Genomic DNA, 23,061 nt, shown 5'->3' on the forward strand with positions numbered 1-23,061 from the left:
TAAAAAGGAGTATATTCCTCTAAATAAGCACTCATTTAATATTAACACTTATGGAAATCACATTCTTAGGAACCTCCTCTGGAACCCCGACTAAAACGCGTAATGTTACTGCTATCGCCATTCGAGAAACCAACCAAAAAAGTTGGTGTCTAGTCGATTGTGGCGAAGGCACTCAACATCGAATATTAAGTACCCATTTATCACTCAATCAATTACAAGCTATTTTCATTACGCATGTACATGGCGATCATTGTTATGGGTTACCCGGATTACTCGCGAGTGCAGGGTTAGCAGGCCGAACTAAGCCCTTGTGGATTATCGGTCCTCCAGAAATCAAAAACTTGATAAGTGCGGTGCAAAGTCATACACAGCTTTTTTTAAGTTACGAGTTAGTGTTTGTGAATATCTTCGAGCAGAGCACATTCACGTCTCTACCTGACTTTTCGGTTGTAGCGACCAAACTTTCACACCGCGTTCCTTCTTTCGCCTACAGCTTTACTTCAAAACACGTGGATAGAAGACTGAATATCGATAAATTGAAAGCTGAAAATATTCCTCCGGCTCCTTATTGGGGCGAAATTCAACAAGGAGCGGATGTGTCGACTACCAACGGAAAACTCTTAAAAGCAAGTGACTACTTGTTACCAGCAGCTGCACCATTAAAAGTGATTATTGCCGGAGACAATGATTCTCCGCAATTACTTATGACAGAGGCAAGCGATGCCCAGCTACTTGTACACGAAGCAACTTATACTCAAGACATTGCTGAGAAAGTCGGTAGCGGACCACAGCACAGTTCTGCGCAATCGGTGGCTCAATTTGCCGAACAAGCGAAGTTACAAAACTTAATCCTGACTCATTTCAGTGCGCGTTACCAAGATGATACAACACTATCACCGTCTATCGCCGACATTGAACGAGAAGCCAAGCTCTTCTATAAAGGTTCATTATTTTTAGCGCAAGATTTAGCGCGTTATCGATTAAGCAAGGATGGAACCGTCACTCACGAAGCGTAAGCATCACTTCCGTCGATGCCTCAAAAATGATTGAGATAATGTTTAAAGCGCGGAATAAAAGAAAACATCACGAAACACGCTCACTCGAGTCGGAGACTGTTGAACTGACGATTTAAGCATCTTATAGTAGGTCCATCATCAACCGTACAAGGCACATACATTTGTGAACTCGATTTGGCATAAAGCTAAAAAAGCGGGTGATTCGGCAAATCAATCGGGTCATTTGCACCCTATCGCCACTCGCAGCTTGGTCGTTGAACAAGACGGTGTTCATTGGCAAGTACAATTGGTTACCGAAAATATTCTAACCAAAAAAAAGGAAAAAGAGTCGCCGGGCAATCCTTTTTTACCTTACGAAAAAGAAATGTATGTTCAGGATGTCGATGACCATTATGTTTGCCTTTTGAATAAGTTTCCGGTACTGAGCAACCACCTGTTATTTTGCACTCGAACATTTGAAGAACAATCAAAACCGTTGCAGTTACACGACTTTAATGCCTGGATTGCGGGTTTTACCGAAAGCCAAATTTTAGGCTTTTACAATGGTGGAAACGAGGCAGGTGCCAGCCAACCGCACCGTCATTTACAATTGGTCAAAACATCAATCCCTTTGGAGGAAAAAATACTTTCAGAACAACTCCCCTTTCCACACGCAACGTTTCAGTTTAATGAATTGCAGGCGGAAGCGTTGTTTAGTAACTATTCGGAAGCGCTCAATTCATTCAATTTACGACAAGCAAATAGCTGCAAAGCTTATAATATTTTGCTCACTAAAAAATGGATGATGATAGTCCCGAGAAGCAAGGCTACAGTTCATAATGTTTTTGCAAACAGTTTAAATTTTGCAGGCAGCTTTTTACTCAAAAACCAGAAGCAACTAGACTGGCTTATCGAGTTTGGATTTATGAAACTTTTAACTCGACTTACCCACTAACGAAATGGGCCGTCAGTTTTACTTGCTATAGCCTAGAGACCAATTATCGAAACAACACTTCAATGTTCATTTTAAATTCTTAAACGACTTTGCCAAGCGGAAGTTCTAGAAATTATTTCGAGGTATTCTTATGTTGAGTTAAGTCATGATACTGCCAAAGCACGTTAATAATTTTCCACTCACCAGAATCATTTTTTACAAGATGCATATAATCAATCCAATCGTCTGCAACCAGCTTAACGGATGCAATTTTATTGTTCACATCCAAAACAAAAACATCCTTTCTTGGCTCTTCAGGAAACTTATCTCCTTTTACGTTATAACTTTCAGCCACCTTAAGCATGGTATCGTAGTCTGTGTTCATAATATATTCGACACCATTTTTGTCTTTCCAATGAGTACGTTTCGCTAGCTTTTTATCGATTGCACGTGCCATTTTATCTGGCTCTAAACTATGTTGAGACTCAATATAGTCCAATGCTACTTTTTTTATCGCCTCAATATCACTTTTGCTCCTAGCTTGAACGCCAAAAGTAAGAAACATGACAGTCAGTATAATAAGTGTTCTAATCACCGTGATTCCTTATTTAATGTCAACAATATCACTTTTGGCAATATATCAGATTAATAGGATGAGTCCATGTCATCTACCGCAAATTAAAGGTCGTTTATCTCACCGCTTAAAAAGAGTTAAACTAAGGCTTTATTTTTCTGACTTAAAAATGTGCCGCGATTTTGAGTTTTTTATATTGAACATTATTTCTTAATCGCTACCTATTACCAAGTTTACGAGTTATAAATTATTTTATGTCTACTCCACGAACCTCTACAACCGAAGCAAAACTCAACGCTAAGCTCTCGCAATGCTATATAGAGCAATTGCCAGGCACTCATACACCAAGTAACCGTCCGCAACAAACACCCAGAATCTGTTGGCATCATTGCCCAACAACAACGGTAAAAGCACCGCAACTCATCGCCTATTTTTCCGAAATGGCAGACGCATTGGGACTCACCGAAGACGATATGCACTCACGATTCGTTACTGAGTTTTTAAGTGGAAATACCTCGTTAAAAGATGCCGTACCTTACGCCGCTTGTTACGGCGGTCATCAGTTTGGCCATTGGGCCGGTCAACTGGGTGATGGACGCGCTATTACCATCGCCGAACTGGTACACAACAACAAACGCTGGGAAATGCAACTCAAAGGGGCTGGGCTAACCCCCTATTCGCGAACGGCCGATGGTCGTGCGGTATTACGCTCTTCCATTCGCGAGTTTTTATGCAGCGAAGCGATGCACCACTTAGGCATTCCCACAACGCGAGCATTAAGTTTGTTAACCACCGGAGAAGACATCGTCCGCGATGTAATGTACGACGGCAACCCGGCTCCTGAGCCTGGTGCAATTGTGTGCCGTGTTTCACCCTCGTTTACCCGCTTCGGAAATTTTGAAATTTTTGCCGCCCGCCAAGAGTTTGATGTTCTCAATCAATTAATCGACTTTACTTTGCAAAGAGATTTTCCACATTTAACCGGACCGCGTGAAAAGAAAATGAAATCCTGGTTCGCAGAAGTATGCCAAAGTACGGCACAAATGATCATCGAATGGCAACGCGTTGGTTTTGTACATGGTGTAATGAATACCGACAATATGTCTATTTTGGGCTTAACCATTGATTTTGGACCTTACGGCTGGCTTGATAATTACGATCCTAACTGGACACCCAATACAACCGATGCACAAGGGCGACGTTACCGTTTTTCAAATCAACCCGCCATAGCACGTTGGAACCTAATATGTTTAGCCAATGCGCTGGCAAGTGTTGTTGACGATCATTCCATTTTTGAACAAGGCATACAACTTTATGACGCGACACTTAGAGAAGGCATGCTGAACATGCAATGTCGAAAGTTTGGGCTGGATAATCTAGCCGATAACATCGAAGACAACGCCAGTGTGATCAACCGAGCCTATCAACTGATGTACGATGCAGAGATCGACTTTACCTTATTTTTTACCCGGTTAGAATCACTCGATGTATCTCAGCCAGACGCATCATTGTTCAACGATGTGTTTTACAATATTGATAAGCAGAAAAAATATGCCGAAGAGTTCAAGCAGTGGCTAAACCTTTATTGCAACCAGTTACGAACTCAGACTTTGAGTGATGATTCTCGGCTGTCGCTCATGCGTAAAGCAAATCCTAAATTTATTTTACGCAACTACCTGGCACAACAGGCTATCGATAAAGCGCACAACGGCGATTACTCTGAAATACAGAATCTAATGCGTCTGTTACGAACGCCTTACCAGATCAGCTCGGAAGAAAGTGACTATACGAACAAACGCCCCGATTGGGCGAAACATAAGGTGGGGTGCTCGATGCTTTCATGCAGTTCGTAATTGAGGTTTTATCGCTCTTTGTACTCTTCTCGATTACAAGAAGAGTACAGAGTTCGGTGTAAAATACTTCACCGATAACGTTTACGAATGCGTCATACCATTACTTGCGTTGCATAAAGGTATATCCCACGCAATAACTAACAACCTTGAGGTGAATAATGGTCACACTGTGCAATATGCACCCATTTGCCATCGAGTTTTACTGTTTTTGATCCGCAAGTCAGTCTTTGCGAAGTCGTACTGCAAATGTGTTCGACTATACCACTGTTATTTTCAATAACACCGGTTAAAGATTGAAGATCGACCTCATCACCATAATAGGTTCGACCATAAACGTTTGAAATGGTGTTTTGATTTACGGCTAATGGCGTTCCTGTTGCTGTAGTTCCACTTACGATAACAAAACTTGCTTCAAGTGCTCGCGAAGTTTGCACAACACTGATATCCACTCTAAAGACACCTTCACTTCCATCCGGGTAGTTGATTATGACTTCAAACTGTTTTAATCCAGGTCCAAACGAATAGCCGGCACCCGCAGTAGCAACCTCATTCACGGTGATCGACGTGCTAATCGTTTCCTCCCTTTTTTGTTGATAATGGTCAACTGCATTTTGAAACTCAGTCCAGGTAGCGTAATCCGACTCTTGAAGCAATTGAAAAACAGCGCCCGACGCCGTGTTGGAATTGTCTAACGCGTGTGTACTCACAGAGTTATAAGCTCCGTTCGCGCCTATATTCACTTCAACTTCGTAAACATTCGGTGATTTTTGTAAAAGTGTAGCGGCAAGACTTAGCTCTTTTGCCAACACCTCTTTTAGCGAGTTTTGAAATGCTATGTCACTTGACGACAACGACAGCCTTACAACTTTATAAGGATCGTAATCACCGCCCTCGCCTTCTTCACCCGAACCTCCAGAATTGTAAGTTAACCCCCATTTTTTTAGAACTTGCGTTGCATTGTTAAAAATGAGCAGCTTATCACCGCTTTTTTTCATAATTTTTCTCGCCGAATTTTGTTGCGACCAGTCGCTGCAATTATCACAATTTATATACTTTACCGATGCAAATATCGAACTGGAAAATAACACCACTAAAACAACCAAAATATTTCTATACATAGGAATTTATCTCACTAATTACAAATGAATTTTATAAAATCAATTGATAGGCGAAGTTTTTATTTAAATTAGCCACTAATGTCTCTGCATCGAGCCATCATTACCATCACCACCACCTGAACCTCCGCCCGTTCCACTTCCAGAGCCACCAGCACTTTCTACGACGACATTAAATTTTCCACGACATCCACTATTCACTGAAATATCAACATAACTCACATCATTTTGAGCCCATACGTCAGGTTGAGGGCACCAGCTTTCGGAGTAACGCTCAGACATCCAAACACGAGACTTTCTCGTCAAACCCAAATTTCGACAATCGGCAAAGCCATAATCGACACTGCTGCAATTAAAGGAATAAGTTAATACCGAACTTTTCGGCACATAGGTAAACGTTGCTCGGCAGCCATTTTTAACCGTGAGTTTTCTTCCATCGGCTGAAAAGGAGTAATTACCAGAACACGTCGCTGTCGAATGAATATCAAGCCAATTCAGTTCATTTGTTCGTTCATGGTAATTTGTGGGTAAGTCACAAACTTCGTCTTCACCATAAATACTTTCACAAAGTACTGATATTTCACTCAAACGCTTAATTTCACCAGAGGCATTTACCGCTTCAGATAACAAAATTAGCGAGGTTAGGATTAAAAGGTAAAACAATTTCTTCATACGACTTCCTCAAATTTAAACGGCCAAAATTGGCGACCTCTAGATTAGTATGTCGCTCGAAAAAGGCTTATCAATCATTGGCCAAATGCTGGTAATATTCAGACAAATCGGTTAGAAATGGTTAATCGAAAGCCAACAAACCAAAATTTTTCTTGATTTAAAAAAAGGTATGATTAAGCTGAGTTAAATACATTTTTCAATAAAGAATACGAATATGCATTGGACAACCGATGATAGAGTCACAATTAAATGTGTATTAACCACCCTATGTTTCTTGCTGCTCACAGGATGTGTCATAACCTCCAACCAACCCGTTCAACTGGAAGACGGACTTGAAGCCAGCTCACCGAAAACAGAAAAAATGGACAGCCAGCTATTAAAAAAAGCGGCCCATGAAATATACGAGCTGGACATGGGCACGGTTACCCCCATGATTCAACATAATAAAGATTATTCGAACATCAACAGTATGCTCATTGCACGAAATGGAAAATTGATATTTGAGCGTTACTACAATGGTTATCGCAGGGATACGCCTCATCCGATGGCCTCTTTAACAAAGAGTATTCTTTCAGCAATGGTCGGTGTTGCTATTGACAAGGGCTACATTGAAAGTGAAGAGGAAAGCCTTTACCGGTTCATTCGATATGAACACTATAACCACTGGGATGATAACAAAAAAAATATCAAACTAAAGCATCTGTTGACGATGACCACCGGCTGGCAGTGTGGTTCAATTACCGACTATAAAGAACACTGCGGTTTTAAAATGCATGATCAAGCCGACCCATTTAAATGGGTTCTTGATTTACCGATGGAATCGTCACCAGGCACTCAATTTAATTACAACGATGCAGTACCTACTTTTTTATCCGCAATCATAACACTTGCAGCGAAAAAGCATATTGCCGAGCTTTATCAAGAAACGATAATGAATCCACTTAAAATAAACAATAATGCGATAACCACTTCTCAAATGACAAGTCGTGAAATGCTTAAGCTAGGCCTTTTGTACTTGAATAATGGGCATTGGCAAGGACAACAACTCATATCGCCCCAATGGATCCAAAAATCCACAAAAGTTCATTTTCCTTTTGATAGCCAACAACAAGTTGAAGGTTATGGTTATCTATGGTGGCGCTATCATTTCAAAGTAGGCAACAAAAAGCTTGCGGGTTATTATGCCGCCGGCAATGGCGGACAATTTATATTTGTTTTACCCGAAGTTAATTTAGTCGCCGTATTCACAGGCAGTAATTATGGCAGCGCATATTATATGCGCCAGCCATTTGAAATTATGGAAAAATATATCTTGAGAAGTTTATCCGAAAGTTAAATCGAGTTTATCCACGACAAACAACCATTGGATAACGTTTCTACTTTATGGACCGATGACTTACCCGCTATGGGTTGTATGGGCGCCAAATTGACGGTGTAATGTCTATTTTTCGAACATAGGGTGAAAAGTATTCTGTAATAAAGAGAGCATTTTGTTGTTTATTGGTAGCGATTCCGTTAGGGAGTTGAAACGCGGCTGAGTGATTCGGACCGTCAATATGCCCATATTCTCCTGTTCCAGCAAACACACTGATTTCGCCATTTAAGGTTACCTTGTAAATTTTATTGGTAAATAAACTGGTTGTATAAAGGCTTCCTGCTGCAAATACCAAGTAACCGATATTGTTTCCTGCCTCTTCCATGGTAACAAGTTCTGAGACGTTATCGTCACCATCGATCTTGATTATTTTTCCATCCGAATAATTGCCAACGTACATATTATTACGATGGTCAAATGTTATACCTATCGGGCACGCAACTAACAATGGATCATTTGAAAACAATTCTACGTATCCGCTATTATCAATCCGATAAATTCCACCATCGTAACAACTGGTCACGAACAATCCTCTTGAGCTACTAAACGCCATTCCACCGCCACTCGATGCGGGGATCGTTGCAAACAACGACAACTCGCCGAAACTGTCGCGTTTATATACGTCACCACTGTTCAAGCTCGCTACGTAAAAATTTCCACGATTATCGAACACACTCCCCATTGGACCACTTAAGTTTTCCAATCGAACCGATGAGTTGCCGTGGATGTCCAAACCAAATACCTGACTTCCTGTAAGTTGATTTTGTTCATCAAATCGGCCGATATTCGAAATTAAAATTCGGTTTTGATTATCCATTGAAATACCATCGTTATAAGCCGCTGGTAACTCAGCAATGGTTATGACATCAGCGGATACCCACTGTGAAAAAAAGTAAAACAACGAAATGATTAGGCTAAATTTTAAGCTTAATGTTTTCATCGACACGTCTCCTTTATTGATTATTGTGCAACGGTTTTCACCGAAAAAAATGCGAGAGAGGTATTATGAAAACAATTGTCACGATATTTGTAGTAAAGCTTGGACAATGCTTAGCAGTAAACGGACATTTATCCAATACAATCTAACTCATTGTTTTTAAAAAACTAAATCAACCAACCCTCTATAAAGCCTAATCAAATACCACGAGAAATGTCTTACCATTGCTAGTGAATGGCAGATAGGTCATAGACAATAAAGCAACTGCTTGGTAGCGTTGAAAACTCAATTCGCTAAACGAGCTGTTGGAGACGCGACTTTGAAATTACACTTCCTATCCCATCGATTGTGCAAATACATGGTAGGTCTTCTTGCTTTATTTTTTACGCTTCTTACCCATACGAAAACACTTGGATTTCGTCCGGTGTTCAACCCGCAAGAAGTAGAAGGCGACGTTTATTGGTCTATTGCACAAGACCAAAACGGATACATCTGGTTAGGAAGCGCCGATGGACTTTACCAGTACGATGGTTATGATTTTGTCCGTTATAGCAGTAACAACGACATTAAAAGTGCAGCACTGAATCATATTCGAGCGATATTTGTAGATTCGCAAAACCAAGTTTGGCTTGGCACCTACGCTGGATTGGGTCGAGTAAACAAAGAGACCCAGTCAATAGAAAAAGTGGAACGTCGCGTTAACGACAATTTATTACTTTCTGATTTTCAAGTTTTCGCCATAACACCCGATAGCGCGCAGACAGTTTGGCTGGCAACCAATGAAGGAGTACTTCAGCTATCTCACGACTTTTCTGAAGTCAAAAAATTCGACTCACTGACTCATTCGCTTGGTGCTGTACCAAGAGTACGAGCGATTGTAGAAGACAATCAACAACGTCTTATCGCCGCAACCCACAAAGGACTGGTCATAAAAGCTCGCAACGAGCAGAATTTTTTGACCCTACCGACTGTTGTTAATAATAACCAACCTCAAACGATAAAAGCCCAGACAATATTGAAAAAAAAAGACGGTACACTTCTTATAGGTACAAGCAAAGGCGTTTATGAGCTTTCACCCGATACCTTGTCATTAACACCGATTTACCCCGAGCTATCACACATGTATATCATGTCCATTGTTGAAGACAATAATAATGGGTTATGGGTTGCCACCTTTGAGCATGGATTACACTATAAAAGTAACGACAGCATTTACTTCGATGCTTATTTCCATAAGCAAAGGTTTTTGACAATTTTTGTCGATGAAAGCCACATATTGTGGACCAGCAGTTCATCGGATGGCTTGAAAACACTGGATCCAGCAACACTTCCATTTGAGTTTTTCACTCAAGAAAATAACAGTTTGTCTTGTACTTCCGAACAACTTATTTTTTCGATGCATGCCGATCAAGCGGATGGCCTTTGGCTTGGAACGAAGCAAGGTTTAATAAAAACGAATCTAATCAATGGTGAATGCCAACGGGGTATAACAACGACCAGCGGAAATCTAATTCTCGCAAACGAACAAATTTACGCAATTTTTTCCGACCCCAACGACCATCGCCTGCTTTACGTATCAAGTAATTTAGGGCTACACACAATAGATACTGCGAACCATAAAGCTGTAGAGATGGCCACCAAAGGAGAAGTGCCAAGAGCCATTATGGATACTTTGGTTGTCCCAGGCATAGGCACCTATTTAGCAGCCTATTCTGGGCTATACCTCTTAGATCAAAAAACAAAGGCCATTAAGCAACTCAATCCAATTGGATTAACCTCGCCCGGCAATGCCTATTACAAACTCGTGAAATCAAGTAACGAACAACTTTTTATCGCGAGCTGGCGAGGAATCATGACCATTGATCAAAAAGAGCGTCTCGTTCCAATTAATTGGACAGGCTTCCCCTATACCAAAGAGGCGGTTCACCTTTTATTCATAGACAATCGAGATCGAGTATGGATAGGCATAAATCATATTGGACTATTCGTTTATAACACTATTGGCCAACAATTAAAAAGTTACACAGACTTAACGGAACTCCCCGTGATTAAAGGTTTTTCTGCGATAACTCAAACGAAAAATGGTGATGTTTGGATTTCTGGCAAAACAGGTATCAGTCAGATTAACTATGACACCGATGAAATTTCAAACTTCAATGAAAGTCATGGTTTACCCCGTTCCTCCTTCACCCAAGCTACGCTTAACGATCAGGGTGAGGTTCTTTATTTTGGTAATCAAAAAGGCCTGGTTCGATTTCATGTAAACGAGATTGAACAAAACTCAACACCACCCCAAGTGGCTTTAACAAAGTTTTTTTATTTCAACAAATCACTTTCTCCCAAAGATTTTAAAGCGAAATTCAAGCAGACGACCGACATACAAGCAACAAGCCATTTAGAGCTGTCCCATAAAGACTACGCATTTGGATTTGAGTTTGCAGGATTTCACTACACTCACTCATCGAATAATCAGTACGCCTACATGCTTGAAAATTGGGACAGTGAATGGATTTATACCGACTCAGACAACCGTAGAGCCAATTACAGCAACCTTCCTTCAGGTGACTATCGATTTAAAGTAAAGGCCTCAAACTCACATGGTGTATGGACTAACATCCCAATAACTCTTGATATTAAAATATTGCCCTCACCATGGACTTCTTGGTGGGCGCTGATGGGTTATATTATTTTAAGTGCCTCTCTCATTTTAATGATGGTTAAATATCGAACCCGTGTACTTGAACATCGAACAAAAACCTTGGCAGTTGCCGTTGAAAATAGCACTCAACAACTTGTCAATGAAAAAAGTAAAGTGGAAAAATTATTATCGATAAAAAACCAAGAGCTGGCCAACATTTCACACGAATTTCGTACGCCACTCACTTTAATTCTCGGAAACACTACGGATTTGCTTGATAGCCTCGAAAATAACAACACGCAAAAGATCGTCTCGCTTGGCGCTCAACCGCACATCAAGCAACTCAAAACCATTCGTCGTAATGGCAATCAACTGTTAAGAATGGTCGACCAACTACTCAACATTGAAAGTGTACGTATTCAAGCCATTCATGATAGAAAACTTCAACCCAGCGAAAAAATTATTCGGGTAACTTTAGACGCCTTTAGGGTTTTAGCTAACAACAAGAATATTGAGCTCACCGTTGACGAACTTTGTCCAGCTTACTTAAGTATGACTCAAGATGCGCTTGACAAAATAATGTTCAACCTAATATCAAACGCAATTAAATACACCCCCGATGGAGGCAGTGTCACGGTCAGCAGCCTTAGAACGAAAAATAACGATTTAAAAATTCAAGTTAAAGACACTGGAATTGGTATATCAAAGTTCGATCAGGACCACATTTTCAATCGATTTTATAGGCAAAAAGCGGTCATAAAACAGGATATACCAGGTATCGGACTAGGGTTGGCGTTGGTTAAAGAATTAGTTGAAGCGCATGATGGTTCAATTGAAATTAACAGTTTACTTGACCGAGGGACCGAAGTAACCCTTTACTTTCCTATTTGCAGCATCAATGAAAGCTCCATTGAACACACGTTAACAAGTCGTGAACGAACAGTTGAACCATTAAAATTAAATGATGACAACACGACAATCGCAGAGCCTTTCAATGATACCACTTGCGATTCCACTTCTGTGTCGGAACACATTTTAGTTATTGAAGACAATCAAGACATGCAGCACTATATTTACCAGAATCTAAAATCAGAATATCGAATAAGTCTTGCCAACAATGGTGAAATGGGGCTCGAAATAGCAACAAACGAAATACCCGATCTAATCATCAGTGATGTAATGATGCCTTTAGCGGATGGATTCGAAGTTGCCCAAAAACTCAGAGGAAATGATAAGACCAATCATATTCCGATTATTTTACTAACGGCAAGAGCCGACCAAGGGAGTAAAATTCAAGGTTGGAATTACAAAATCGATGAGTATCTGGTAAAACCGTTTGATATGCAAGAGTTAATCATACGAATCAAAAACCTTCTTTCAATTCGGCAGTTATTACGCAAGAGTTTCGCTAAGCAATTGTTCCGTCCGCCGTCATTGAGCAAAGATGCCTCTCCATTAAACAAAGAGCAACAGCAACAGAAAATGTTTATGCAACAGCTGGACCGTGTACTTGAAAAACTGCATGGAATTCCTGACTTAACCATACCTCACATTTCAGATCAGCTAAATATGAGCGGCCGACAACTGTTTAGAAAATTAAAAGCCATTGCGGATATAACACCCAGTGAGTATTTAAAACAATACCGTCTGGAAAAAGCACGCATTGCCTTATTGGAAGGAAACAGCGCAAGCTATGTTGCATTAGACACAGGATTTTCATCGCACAGCTATTTTACTAAATGCTTTAAATCCCAATTTGGGTGCACACCTTCGGAGTATCGCCAATAGCACAACATTACTTTAACGTTTAGTACTTATAAAACGCTCACCGTGAATTTCAGTTCAAATATCGGTGAACATAAACTTCAGCAAATTGATTGTTTCCTTGAGGATCAAACCGTACTTTACCGCTGGCACCCAAATAACGAAATGACATTTTTCCTATGATGTTTTTTCTTGTTTCTTTGAGTTTTAAACCATTCAATCGAGCGCTTCCTTGAGTCAGCTCACTCATAATGGACGGCAAAAGCGCTCCCGTTTTAAGCTGGATTTCCGTTGCTAAAGCCATCAGCACGACAGAATCATACATATAGGCGGAATCGAAACCAATCGTGCCATAATTAAACTTCTTTAGCAGGTCAACTTTAATTTTTTTGGGCAACTGCCCACCATTAACAACTATATGCAGTTTACGTGCAACATTTTTGAACTTTTTTGCTTTATCTCCGTTTCCTTTAACCAACATATCACCAGCCACCAACAATGGCATGCGAACATTCCATTGTTGGTCAAACGCGATCAGGTAATCCTCAATAATATTACTGTGAATGGTAAACACCACAGCATCCGGTCTAAATCGTTTTATTTTGTCAATGTCACTAAGCAAAGGGATTTGCTCAATATTCAAGAGCGAGCTATAGGTTAACTCACCTAAAACGCTGTTTGGCAACAGCTGCCTTATTTTGCTTGACAACTCTTCTCCATAAATTCCTTTTCCACTGACAAGAAAAACCCGTTTAAATCGTTTCTTTTTTTTAAGAAAGTGAACAATCGACGTTGCCTGTTGATCGTTATTGGGAGACGTTCGCCAAAAGAGAGGCTCCTTCGAAAGTTCAACCAGCTTATTGGAAGACGCGGAAACGGTCACTAAAGGTATTTTTTTCGGTATGCTAGCTTGCTGCAATACATCCTTTACCGACTCAGATGTTCCAGGGCCAAACAGCGCAACCGCATTGTGTTTTTCGATCAACTTATCCGCAAACTGCACAGCTGTATGCCTTGCATGATTGATGTCGGCACGAATAATAGTCAGTCGCTTTCCGTTAATCCCTCCAGATGCATTAATCTTCTCTGCGGCTAAATCGGCCGCGGCAATTAAACTTGCCGAATAGTAAGGAAAGTCGCCCAACGGGATCAAAAGTCCAAAATTGATAGTTTCCGCATCCGCTTTATTATCAGGGGCTTGATAGATCCCCGGCCCCCGGTATTCTCCACTGACTCGTACAGCCATAAGTTCATCGAGCGATAACGACTCTAAGGTGTCAGACGGTTCTGACTTGTCTACGCTCTGCGATGTAACGGATGCAGTAAAGGTTAATAAAAATAAAGAGACCCAAAATTTCTTAGCAATCACTATTTATACCGGCGACTCATCCACACTAATTCAATAAGCATAGCTTACCGTCAATGTTCTGCATTGTTGATTGAAGAACCTTCCTCATTAAAAACTTATCAGTAAAATCAATTTTTAAATTAAACCAACCGTTTTTCTAAAAAATACCTTTTCCAAATGTGACAACGATGGACAAACAAATAAACAACAACCCGTGAATGGTATTGATAGAGTCTTACCTTAGTGCACGGCATCCGACTCCACAACCTCAAGCCCCAATGCTTTCAGTTGCTCAGCAATTAAAGGATTTCGTGTTTCCCGCCACCGCTGATAAAGGTTCAGTACATCGTTTGCATCAAAGGCATTATCCCTTGAGCACACTCGAGCAATCAGCTCTAACATTCGCGTAAAGGTCGCCGCGAGCTCCGAATAAATATGACTGTTTTGGGGTGCGTTTTCAGACAAATAATCATAAGCCCCGCCGCCCATTCCAACAAAATAATCCTTTAAAATTCCTCGGCGAGCATAGTTTTCAGGGAACAACGCACCAAGAAATAATGCCAAATCACCCAATTGCCGCATAAACAAACAACGCTGCCGGGGTTCCTGGGTTTCATGGGCATCCTTATACAGGAGCGCTAATGGACGAATACTGACACTGCCTTCTTCCAAGCTGAATAATTGGCGACTGTCTCCGAAACGCGCCAACAGGTTACTCATGTACCAAAGCGTATCCACATGTGGGGGTGAAGCCATAGCTTCACTGAAATGCTCAAGTCGTTGACGAAAATAATCGGTCAGCGTTCTTTCAAAAGTGGGAACGGAACCTCGAGTCATCCACCATCCTCCTCTTTTTAGAATGTCTTTTAAGCTTAGATGAATCTGTCTACAAATGCGTAATTTCCAGCCCTCTGCTTTTCAATATCGCATCTTCTAAATTTTTACATTGTTCCTCTTGAAATCAAATTCGATGTGCCTATATAGAGCCAGTGAGCCCCAAGGAAGTTCCCAATTAATAGGGGTTCAATGAACACTATGATTTCTACAAACCTGTAATGTTTAACCTTTTATGGGAGGAAATCCTATGCATTTAAAACCGCTGTACGACCGAGTGGTTGTGAAGCGCCTAGCCGCTGAAACAACGACTAAAGGAGGCATCGTCATTCCAGACAAAGCCGCCGAAAAATCCACTCAAGGAGAAGTTTACGCAGTGGGTGATGGCGCTTTACTGAAAAATGGAAAAGTCCGAGCACTTAGCGTCAATGTTGGCGACCGTGTTCTGTTTAGCCAGTTTTCAGGAACCGAGATTAAAATCGATGGTGAGACTTTTTTGGTGATCAAAGAGTCTGACATTTTAGCCATATTTGATAATACCAATGTACAGGAGAAAGCAGCATGAGTGCGAAAGTCGTAAAGTTTGCGGGTGATGCTCGAGAGCGCATGCTTTCCGGTGTGAACACCCTAGCCAACGCAGTAAAAGCGACACTGGGTCCAAAAGGGCGCAACGTTGTACTCGACAAAAGTTTCGGCGCGCCACGAGTGACCAAAGATGGTGTGTCTGTCGCGAAAGAAATTGAGCTCTCCGATAAGTTTGAAAACATGGGCGCTCAAATGGTAAAAGAAGTGGCATCCAAAACAGCCGATGTTGCAGGTGATGGAACCACAACGGCGACGGTACTGGCGCAATCGCTGGTATTGGAAGGCCATAAAGCCATTGCAGCGGGTATGAATCCAATGGACTTAAAGCGCGGAATCGATCAAACCGTAAAAGCAGCGATCGAAAAGTTAAGCGCTTTATCCAAACCCTGTAATGACACAAAGTCTATCGGACAAGTTGCTACCGTTTCTGCCAATTGGAATAACGACATTGGAGAAATCTTGGCAAAAGCCATGGATAAAGTAGGACGTGACGGCGTCATCACCGTTGAAGAAGGCCGTTCGTTGCAAAACGAGCTTGAGGTTGTAGAAGGCATGCAATTCGATCGCGGCTACCTCTCACCCTACTTTGTGACGAACCAAGAAAAAATGAATGTTGAACTGGATAATCCCTATATTCTTTTGTTCGATAAAAAAATCAGCAACATTCGCGATTTGCTTCCTTTATTAGAAGCCGTATCCAAAGCCAGTCGTCCGTTGTTAATCATTGCGGAAGACGTAGAAGGCGAAGCATTGGCGACGTTAGTGGTCAATAACCTACGCGGAATTTTGAAAGCCGCCGCAGTAAAAGCCCCTGGTTTTGGTGACCGTCGTAAAGCCATGCTGGAAGACATCGCGACCCTGTCTGGAGGAGTGGTGATATCCGAGGAAATTGGCCTGTCTTTAGAAAAGGTTGAGTTGGAGCAATTGGGCAGCGCGAAGCGCGTCGTTATCACCAAAGAAAATACCACCATTGTTGATGGCGAAGGTAAGAAGCAAGACATTAACGGACGCATCGCACAAATCCGCTCTGAAATAGAAAATACCACGTCAGATTACGATCGCGAAAAACTGCAAGAACGTTTGGCGAAGCTGTCTGGCGGAGTCGCGGTGATCAAAGTGGGTGCGGCAACCGAAATTGAAATGAAGGAGAAAAAAGATCTCGTCGATGATGCACTGCACGCTACTCGTGCAGCGGTGGAAGAAGGCATCGTTCCCGGAGGTGGCATCAGTTTGGTTCGAGTTGCTGATGAGCTTCGAAACGACAAACTTTCAGGCGCCAACGACGATCAACAAATGGGCATTAAAATCACCCTTCGCGCCATGGAAGAACCCTTCCGCCAAATTGTAGCCAATGCAGGTGTTGATGGCAGTGTTGTGCTTGAAAAAGTGCGTGCCAACCCTCACACCTCGTGGGGCTATAATGCACAAACAGAAGCGTACGGCGACATGTTGGAAATGGGCATTATCGATCCAACCAAAGTCACTCGTTCCGCGCTTCAAAATGCAGCATCCATCGCGGGTTTGATGTTAACCACCGAAGTGATGGTTGCTGAAAAGTCGGAGGAAAAAAAGCCCGAGGCTTCTACTGCCCACGGTTATGATTATTAATGAAGAAACGATAACGTTTTTTCACCTTTATTTAAGTCGTGATTTTATTGGGGGCTTACGCCCCCATTTTTTTGAATACCAAAGCCACACCTTGTGTTGCTGCGCCAATACTTATTTGGCAACGCGATTTAACACCATAACGGCCAATATTTGTCGTATCCAGAACAGTTTTCGTCGCTTTCTGCATAACCCACTTTTCGAATGTAACCAATGCTTAACGATGGTGAGAAAGGCTCTATGCATTTCCTGTTGGTTCTTACCGTTACCTCAGTAAACCATTTTCATAGATATTAAAACGAATCATAAAAGGACCAGCCTTATGTTTTGTAAACGTAAATCCGTACTGATATCGGCTGTCGTTTCGGCTTTAGCCATAACGAATAGTGCTAACGCCAAAGACGATCATCAGCGCTACATTGTAAAGTTTAAAGAAGGCAGCAAAGTATCGTTATTGCACGCCGTAAAAAACAATCAAGGGCAGCTAAAGCGCGAGCTGGATAAACACCGCATGATGTCGGTGACTTTACCAGCACAAGCAGCACAACAACTCAAGAAAAGAAACGACGTTGAACTGCTCGAAGTCGATCCCAAACGTTATTTGCTCGCCGAAGATACGCCTTATGGCATTACTATGGTAGAAGCGGAACAAGTCAGTGATTCGCTGACCGGCAATATGACCGTTTGCATTATGGACACCGGATACGCTTTAGGTCATGAAGACTTACCCAACTCAGGGGTGACTGGCGACGACGGATACGGCAGTTACGATACCGGTAACTGGTTCGAAGATGGACACGGCCATGGGACACATGTTTCCGGAACGATCGCCGCACTCGGCAACAACGGCGTTGGGGTCATTGGCGTGAACCCAAGCGGTAACCTAAAACTGCATATGGTGAAAGTGTTCGACAACAATGGTAATTGGGCTTATGGCTCGGATTTAGTTGCTGCGGTCGATCAATGTACCGCAGCGGGCGCCAATGTGATTAGCATGAGTCTTGGTGGTGGCGCCCCAAGTAGCGCGGAAGAAAGTGCATTCGATAACGCTTTTGCCAATGGCGTACTATCGGTAGCTGCGGCCGGGAATGGTGGTAACAGCAGTATGTCCTACCCTGCCTCATACGATTCCGTAGTGTCGGTTGCTGCGGTCGACTCCAGTGGCAATAAAGCCAGCTTTTCGCAATACAACAGCCAGGTAGAAATTGCTGCGCCGGGTGTAAGCGTGCTTTCAACCTTACCCAATAACACTTATGCCGCATGGTCGGGTACCTCCATGGCAACGCCACACGTTGCCGGTGTTGCCGCTTTGGTATGGAGCCATTACCCAAGTTGTACCAATAACCAAGTGCGTACTGCCATGGCCAAATCGGCGGAAGATCGCGGTACCGCAGGTAAAGATAACAGCTACGGTTGGGGCATTGTAAAAGCCAAAGCCATGTTCGATCTGTTTGCCAATGGGTGCGATGTCGGCGAGTTACCTCCACCACCTGACCCCACCAACTTGGAAAACGGCGTTCCGGTTAATAATTTATCCGGGGCCGGTGGCGACGAGTTGGAATATAAAATGGATGTGCCTGCCGGTGCGACCAACCTGGTGTTTGATATGTCAGGAGGCACAGGCGATGCCGATCTTTATGTGAAGTTTGGCTCTAAACCCAACGACAGCAATTACGATTGTCGCCCATATACCTCGGGCAATAATGAAAGCTGCAGCTTCCCCTCTCCGCAAGTCGGCACTTACTTTGTTACCGTAAGAGGTTACACCAGCTTCTCCGGTGTATCGCTTGTTGGCAGTTACGATGGCGGCAGTGCCAACACGCCACCCACGAGCGCCTTTACTTTCAGCTGTAGCGATTTGAGCTGCAATTTTGATGGCAGTGGCAGCAGCGACAGTGACGGCAATATTGTCAGTTACAGTTGGGATTTTGGTGACGGTAACACGGCCATTGGACAAAGCGCATCGCATACTTTTGCTACCGCAGGTGACTACTCAGTAGCGTTAACCGTTACTGATAACGATGGTGCTTCAGACACATCATCGCAAACGGTTACCGTATCCGATGGCTCTGGGGGCAATATCGATTTATCCGCATCCGGCTATAAAGTCCGAGGTCGGCATCATATTGATTTAAGCTGGAGTGGTGCCAATGGATCCAACGTCGATATTTATCGAGACGGTTCATTGATTACTACCACGGCTAATGATGGCCTCCATACCGATGCAACCAATAACCGAGGCGGCAGAACCTATATTTATAAAATATGTGAAGCCGGTACTTCGATTTGTTCTGCAGAGGTCACCGTTTCTTTTTAAATATTGTCATAGCAACAACGTTGCTTAGTCGGCAAAACTTGGGCGAACGTTAAGTTCGCCCTTGCTTAATTTCTCACCGTAAATGATCAAGGCTTCGCGTTAAACTTATTGGCCAGTTCAATCGTATGGGCTAACAGTTTTAAATCGCCGGCTTTACCGTGCCCGGGTATCACCACTTCCGCATCCGGAAATTGCAGCAAAACATTGTTAACCGAAGATGACCACTCATCCAGTACAGCATCATCGGTATTGCCTAAGGTTGTTGCAGCCAAACTGCGAACTAAACATCCACCAAATAACAGTTTGTGTTTAGGGATCCAAACAACAATGTTGTCATTAGAGTGACCACCTCCTGGGTAGTAAGCGTAAATGACATCCTTGACCAGCCAAAAACCATTTTCCGTAAATTCTTTTTTCGCTATTTCAAGTTGCTTCGATTCAAGCGCTAGGTTAGTTAACGTGGAAGCAAATGTATCAATAGCCTGTTGATTTAAGTAAGCGATTCCAGCAGTTCGATCGCGATGAAAATGTGTCGATAGGCTGGTCTTTAATGTTAAGCCACGCTCTTTAATCCAACTCGCTAATGTTTGTGTGTCTTCTTCTGACCAGGGTGTATCGATAAGATAAGCATTGTTTTTATCGACAACAACTAAACCATTCGATGATACGCGCCCCCACTTGTCCGTTTGTTGATAAGATACATGCAAAAATACATTTTCAGCAATTTCATAAATGTCCATTTCCCCAGAATCATCCGCAAAAGCCAACGTCGAAATCATTACAAATAACAAAAGCAGTCGCTTCACTCAAAATACTCCGTCAGTCATTATCGTTAAAACATGACACAATAAAGTGCTCGAATTAACGATTTGTACACGAATATTCTACTGATTGCCTTTATTTTTGTATTCCAATTCAATTCACTCGGATTGACAACAAGCTTCAACAAAATCCAGAGCTTGCTCATCGTCCACTTGTCACAAGACTCTTACCGGTTATCCCAGTAAGAATACAATAATCGCGAAATCGAGTTTATACCTATACTCATCCTATTCAAATTTCGTTGTATTGAGGAGGAAATATGTTTACCGTATGGCGCCTATTACCCCTATTCACACTCGCCCTTTTGCTCCATGCTTGTAAAATTGATGGCGGCAGTTCGTCCAGTGAAGGTGACCATTTTAATCTGTCGGGTTATAAAACCTGTGACAGCAATAGCTTAATGACAGAGAGTCCCATAAGCTTTAACGCGTTGATCGCCATTCGTCCTTTAGGCACACTCAACCCACCCGATCATACTCAACCAACTCGACACACCTATTGGTATACGGCCGATCCTGGCAACCCTCCACCTGCGGATCAACTGGCCATGGTTGTTGCCCCTGGCGATATACGCATCGTAGAAGTAACCGAAGTCACTTATACCAACTCCAGTCGCCCTTACACAAAAGACTACACGCTCAGATTTTTTATTTGCGAACAGGTTTCCGGTTACTTTAATCACATCAGCGAATTAGACCCCAATTTCGCCGAACAAATTGGCGGATTTTCACAAGATAACTGCAGCTCCTATTCAACCAGTAGCGAAACCGTCACAACTTGCAATCGTTCTCTTTCGTTAGATCTCAATGCAGGTACCTTATTAGGCACGGTCAGTTATCTGGGAACCCTGGATTTCGGAATGGACGACAGTCGAGTCAGTCGTACCGTTGCCAATCCCAGTCATTTTGGGTTTGTTGAACATGCGGTTTGCCCAATGGATTATTATGAGCCCAATGTTAAAGAAGCGCTGTTAAGCGTAACCGGTGAATACGATGGGAGCGTTCAACGAGTGATTGAGCCACGATGCGGTAAAGTAGATTTCGATATTTTGGGAACCACTTCTGGTGCTTGGGTTCTTGATCCGGTACCTGCCAATGCCTTTATCGAATCGGTTAGCTTGGCTCTTGCTCAGGATAATATCGACCCCACTTTCTCCGCTTTTTCAATAGGTAACATTGGTTCAAGTGTCGATGGACAAGTTTTGCGGTTTCTTCCGGAAAATACGGGCACCATCAACCGATTATTTTCAGACGTTACTGCCGATGGAGAAGTTTACTGCTATAGCACCGAAAGCGGTTCAATTTTACTGTCACTGTTGAACAGTAATCAACTCCGATTTGAAGTCGTATCGAGTGGGTGCGATGGTAATCTTGAACTGTCAAACAATGCCATAGCGTTAAGTCGATAAAGCCACTGCTATCCCATGAACAATGGACGTTCAAACAGCAGGCGTATCCGAAAAAACTTGATAGCCCGATTTGCCTGCACGCTTAACTTGATACATGGCTTTGTCGGCAGATTCCAATAGCTGCGATAATTGAGTGCCGTGAATCGGGTATAAACTGATGCCCATACTGGCGCCCACAGTGTAGTGATTTTGTTCAATAATCACATCTTTTGCGAGTTGCTGCATGAGCTTATCGGCAATGCCAAGCACTTGTTTTTCGTTTTCCAATTGAGTGGCAATTATGGCAAACTCATCACCGCCAATTCGTGCACAAATGTCAGTACTTCTTGTAATTTCGACTAATCGCTTAGCAACTATTTTAAGTACCCAATCCCCTACTCGATGACCTGCAGTATCATTAATGGGCTTAAAATTATCCAAATCAATATAAATAATCGCCGCCAATTGATGGGGTCGAGTTGCCAACTTAAGCGCTTGTTCAAATAATTTTTGCATATAGCGCTTATTGTACAAACCGGTTAAAGGATCATGGTAAGCCATATCCAATGCTTTCTTCTCTGCAGCAAGTAAGCGCTCTTGGAAGTTAATCAGAATTGCGGCAATTAAAAGCAAATATTGCAGTAACACTAAAATGTTCCCAGTGAGAAAACCGATAGCAGACCATTCCGGATCAAAACGTAAAACAGGATATTTCGACCAATGAACGGAAACCACTAGGCCAATTATCGCCACACCCCACATCAGTTTTCGGGGAACACTGTTGCGATAACGAAATGCTAATAGGCTGACAAAAATTAACGCCACCACATTAAACAGCGAAAAACCAATGGCAAATCCCATAAATGAGCCATATTGCGTAAGGTTAAAACCAATCCACACAAGTGTAACGGTTGCCAGCCCTATAATAGGTGCCTTACTTTGCTTTGCCTGTAAGAATTCGATTAAACCAATAAGCAAAAGAGATTTTTCGATGACGATGAATACGGCATAAATCGACTCGATTGTTTGAACACACACTTCTGAATCAAACAGTAAAAAGCTTGTTCGAGCCAATACCAAACAAAGCAGTGATAAAGCCCACCACCCAGCACCTGGTTTGGTTCTTGGTATTCGACTCAACCAGACCAGCAACACAAAAAATATCGAATACGCAGTAAGACCAATGATATTGATTGTGTTAAAAAGAGGCATGTTCAGAAGCTGTGAGCCACAGTATTTGGGTTATCAAAGAGTATAGATGCAGCAACTTAAAAAACGCTATTTGTAATAACTTATAGATTATTTG

Annotated in this window: 18 protein-coding genes; 9 read left to right on the top strand and 9 right to left on the bottom strand. The window is 42.3% G+C overall.

Translation table 11 applies throughout. The features are described from left to right. Positions 1–50: 50 nt before the first annotated feature. Complete coding sequence (locus ACTUJY_RS10170) at positions 51–1,016, top strand: ribonuclease Z (RefSeq protein ID WP_463615980.1); 966 nt, start codon at positions 51–53, stop codon at positions 1,014–1,016. Between the two features lie 163 nt (positions 1,017–1,179). Then, entirely contained in the window at positions 1,180–1,950 is a 771-nt protein-coding gene (locus tag ACTUJY_RS10175; protein ID WP_463615981.1) for a DUF4922 domain-containing protein, read from the top strand. 112 nt (positions 1,951–2,062) lie between these two features. Here the strand turns inward: ACTUJY_RS10175 and ACTUJY_RS10180 are convergent, their stop codons facing one another. Continuing rightward, positions 2,063–2,524 carry a nuclear transport factor 2 family protein gene (locus tag ACTUJY_RS10180; RefSeq protein WP_463615982.1) on the bottom strand — a complete coding sequence of 154 codons (462 nt, stop codon included), beginning with the start codon at positions 2,522–2,524 and terminating at the stop codon, positions 2,063–2,065. Between the two features lie 233 nt (positions 2,525–2,757). On the opposite strand from ACTUJY_RS10180, the gene ACTUJY_RS10185 reads away from it, so the two are divergent. Beyond that, the gene (locus tag ACTUJY_RS10185; RefSeq protein ID WP_463615983.1) at positions 2,758–4,356 is read left to right on the top strand and encodes a protein adenylyltransferase SelO; all 1,599 of its coding nucleotides are present in this window, start codon (positions 2,758–2,760) and stop codon (positions 4,354–4,356) included. Positions 4,357–4,493: 137 nt separating this feature from the next. On the opposite strand, the gene ACTUJY_RS10190 is transcribed toward ACTUJY_RS10185, so the two are convergent. Together ACTUJY_RS10190 and ACTUJY_RS10195 are read right to left on the bottom strand one after the other, a co-directional pair. Further along, on the bottom strand, positions 4,494–5,351 hold the full coding sequence (locus ACTUJY_RS10190; RefSeq protein WP_463615984.1) for a hypothetical protein: 858 nt from the start codon (positions 5,349–5,351) through the stop codon (positions 4,494–4,496). Between the two features lie 198 nt (positions 5,352–5,549). Continuing rightward, positions 5,550–6,143, bottom strand: a complete 594-nt coding sequence (locus ACTUJY_RS10195; protein ID WP_463615985.1) for a DUF3011 domain-containing protein — start codon at positions 6,141–6,143, stop codon at positions 5,550–5,552. Between the two features lie 214 nt (positions 6,144–6,357). Between ACTUJY_RS10195 and ACTUJY_RS10200 the strand changes: the two genes are divergently transcribed. After that, a complete protein-coding gene (locus ACTUJY_RS10200) occupies positions 6,358–7,479 on the top strand; it encodes a serine hydrolase domain-containing protein (protein WP_463615986.1) in 1,122 nt (373 codons plus the stop codon). A gap of 67 nt (positions 7,480–7,546) precedes the next feature. Here the strand turns inward: ACTUJY_RS10200 and ACTUJY_RS10205 are convergent, their stop codons facing one another. Continuing rightward, complete coding sequence (locus tag ACTUJY_RS10205) at positions 7,547–8,458, bottom strand: Vgb family protein (RefSeq protein WP_463615987.1); 912 nt, start codon at positions 8,456–8,458, stop codon at positions 7,547–7,549. Positions 8,459–8,774: 316 nt separating this feature from the next. Between ACTUJY_RS10205 and ACTUJY_RS10210 the strand changes: the two genes are divergently transcribed. Then, positions 8,775–12,881: a two-component regulator propeller domain-containing protein gene (locus ACTUJY_RS10210; protein ID WP_463615988.1), complete on the top strand. Its 4,107-nt coding sequence runs from the start codon at positions 8,775–8,777 to the stop codon at positions 12,879–12,881. 49 nt (positions 12,882–12,930) lie between these two features. Here the strand turns inward: ACTUJY_RS10210 and ACTUJY_RS10215 are convergent, their stop codons facing one another. Both ACTUJY_RS10215 and ACTUJY_RS10220 read right to left on the bottom strand, forming a co-directional pair. Further along, positions 12,931–14,226 (bottom strand): ABC transporter substrate-binding protein, encoded by a 1,296-nt coding sequence (locus ACTUJY_RS10215; protein WP_463615989.1) that lies wholly within the window; start codon positions 14,224–14,226, stop codon positions 12,931–12,933. A gap of 219 nt (positions 14,227–14,445) precedes the next feature. Next, positions 14,446–15,042: a hypothetical protein gene (locus ACTUJY_RS10220; protein WP_463615990.1), complete on the bottom strand. Its 597-nt coding sequence runs from the start codon at positions 15,040–15,042 to the stop codon at positions 14,446–14,448. A 247-nt stretch (positions 15,043–15,289) separates the two neighbouring features. On the opposite strand from ACTUJY_RS10220, the gene ACTUJY_RS10225 reads away from it, so the two are divergent. Together ACTUJY_RS10225 and groL are read left to right on the top strand one after the other, a co-directional pair. Then, positions 15,290–15,604 carry a co-chaperone GroES gene (locus ACTUJY_RS10225; protein WP_463615991.1) on the top strand — a complete coding sequence of 105 codons (315 nt, stop codon included), beginning with the start codon at positions 15,290–15,292 and terminating at the stop codon, positions 15,602–15,604. Continuing rightward, positions 15,601–17,232: a chaperonin GroEL gene (groL, locus tag ACTUJY_RS10230; protein ID WP_463615992.1), complete on the top strand. Its 1,632-nt coding sequence runs from the start codon at positions 15,601–15,603 to the stop codon at positions 17,230–17,232. The genes ACTUJY_RS10225 and groL overlap by 4 nt, the downstream gene beginning before the upstream one ends. 55 nt (positions 17,233–17,287) lie before the next feature. On the opposite strand, the gene ACTUJY_RS10235 is transcribed toward groL, so the two are convergent. Continuing rightward, positions 17,288–17,419 carry a hypothetical protein gene (locus ACTUJY_RS10235; protein ID WP_463615993.1) on the bottom strand — a complete coding sequence of 44 codons (132 nt, stop codon included), beginning with the start codon at positions 17,417–17,419 and terminating at the stop codon, positions 17,288–17,290. A 132-nt stretch (positions 17,420–17,551) separates the two neighbouring features. On the opposite strand from ACTUJY_RS10235, the gene ACTUJY_RS10240 reads away from it, so the two are divergent. Continuing rightward, complete coding sequence (locus ACTUJY_RS10240) at positions 17,552–19,546, top strand: S8 family serine peptidase (protein WP_463615994.1); 1,995 nt, start codon at positions 17,552–17,554, stop codon at positions 19,544–19,546. Between the two features lie 86 nt (positions 19,547–19,632). Here the strand turns inward: ACTUJY_RS10240 and bla are convergent, their stop codons facing one another. Then, a complete protein-coding gene (bla, locus tag ACTUJY_RS10245; protein WP_463615995.1) occupies positions 19,633–20,352 on the bottom strand; it encodes a subclass B1 metallo-beta-lactamase in 720 nt (239 codons plus the stop codon). Positions 20,353–20,627: 275 nt separating this feature from the next. Between bla and ACTUJY_RS10250 the strand changes: the two genes are divergently transcribed. Then, positions 20,628–21,776, top strand: coding sequence for a hypothetical protein (locus ACTUJY_RS10250; RefSeq protein ID WP_463615996.1), 1,149 nt, complete (start codon positions 20,628–20,630; stop codon positions 21,774–21,776). A gap of 30 nt (positions 21,777–21,806) precedes the next feature. Here ACTUJY_RS10250 and ACTUJY_RS10255 read toward each other — a convergent pair whose 3' ends face one another. Further along, the gene (locus ACTUJY_RS10255; protein ID WP_463615997.1) at positions 21,807–22,967 is read right to left on the bottom strand and encodes a diguanylate cyclase domain-containing protein; all 1,161 of its coding nucleotides are present in this window, start codon (positions 22,965–22,967) and stop codon (positions 21,807–21,809) included. Positions 22,968–23,061 lie beyond the last annotated feature (94 nt).

The organism is Pleionea sp. WD8-19, from assembly GCF_055326765.1.

Excerpts from the sequence above, each read along its gene's own strand:
- ACTUJY_RS10170 (WP_463615980.1), top strand. The coding sequence starts at position 51 with ATGGAAATCACATTCTTAGGAACCTCCTCTGGAACCCCGACTAAAACG.
- ACTUJY_RS10185 (WP_463615983.1), top strand. The coding sequence starts at position 2,758 with ATGTCTACTCCACGAACCTCTACAACCGAAGCAAAACTCAACGCTAAG.
- ACTUJY_RS10190 (WP_463615984.1), bottom strand. The coding sequence starts at position 5,351 with ATGAAAAAAAGCGGTGATAAGCTGCTCATTTTTAACAATGCAACGCAA.
- ACTUJY_RS10195 (WP_463615985.1), bottom strand. The coding sequence starts at position 6,143 with ATGAAGAAATTGTTTTACCTTTTAATCCTAACCTCGCTAATTTTGTTA.
- ACTUJY_RS10200 (WP_463615986.1), top strand. The coding sequence starts at position 6,358 with ATGCATTGGACAACCGATGATAGAGTCACAATTAAATGTGTATTAACC.
- ACTUJY_RS10205 (WP_463615987.1), bottom strand. The coding sequence starts at position 8,458 with ATGAAAACATTAAGCTTAAAATTTAGCCTAATCATTTCGTTGTTTTAC.
- ACTUJY_RS10220 (WP_463615990.1), bottom strand. The coding sequence starts at position 15,042 with ATGACTCGAGGTTCCGTTCCCACTTTTGAAAGAACGCTGACCGATTAT.
- ACTUJY_RS10225 (WP_463615991.1), top strand. The coding sequence starts at position 15,290 with ATGCATTTAAAACCGCTGTACGACCGAGTGGTTGTGAAGCGCCTAGCC.
- groL (WP_463615992.1), top strand. The coding sequence starts at position 15,601 with ATGAGTGCGAAAGTCGTAAAGTTTGCGGGTGATGCTCGAGAGCGCATG.
- ACTUJY_RS10235 (WP_463615993.1), bottom strand. The coding sequence starts at position 17,419 with ATGCAGAAAGCGACGAAAACTGTTCTGGATACGACAAATATTGGCCGT.
- ACTUJY_RS10240 (WP_463615994.1), top strand. The coding sequence starts at position 17,552 with ATGTTTTGTAAACGTAAATCCGTACTGATATCGGCTGTCGTTTCGGCT.
- ACTUJY_RS10250 (WP_463615996.1), top strand. The coding sequence starts at position 20,628 with ATGTTTACCGTATGGCGCCTATTACCCCTATTCACACTCGCCCTTTTG.
- ACTUJY_RS10255 (WP_463615997.1), bottom strand. The coding sequence starts at position 22,967 with ATGCCTCTTTTTAACACAATCAATATCATTGGTCTTACTGCGTATTCG.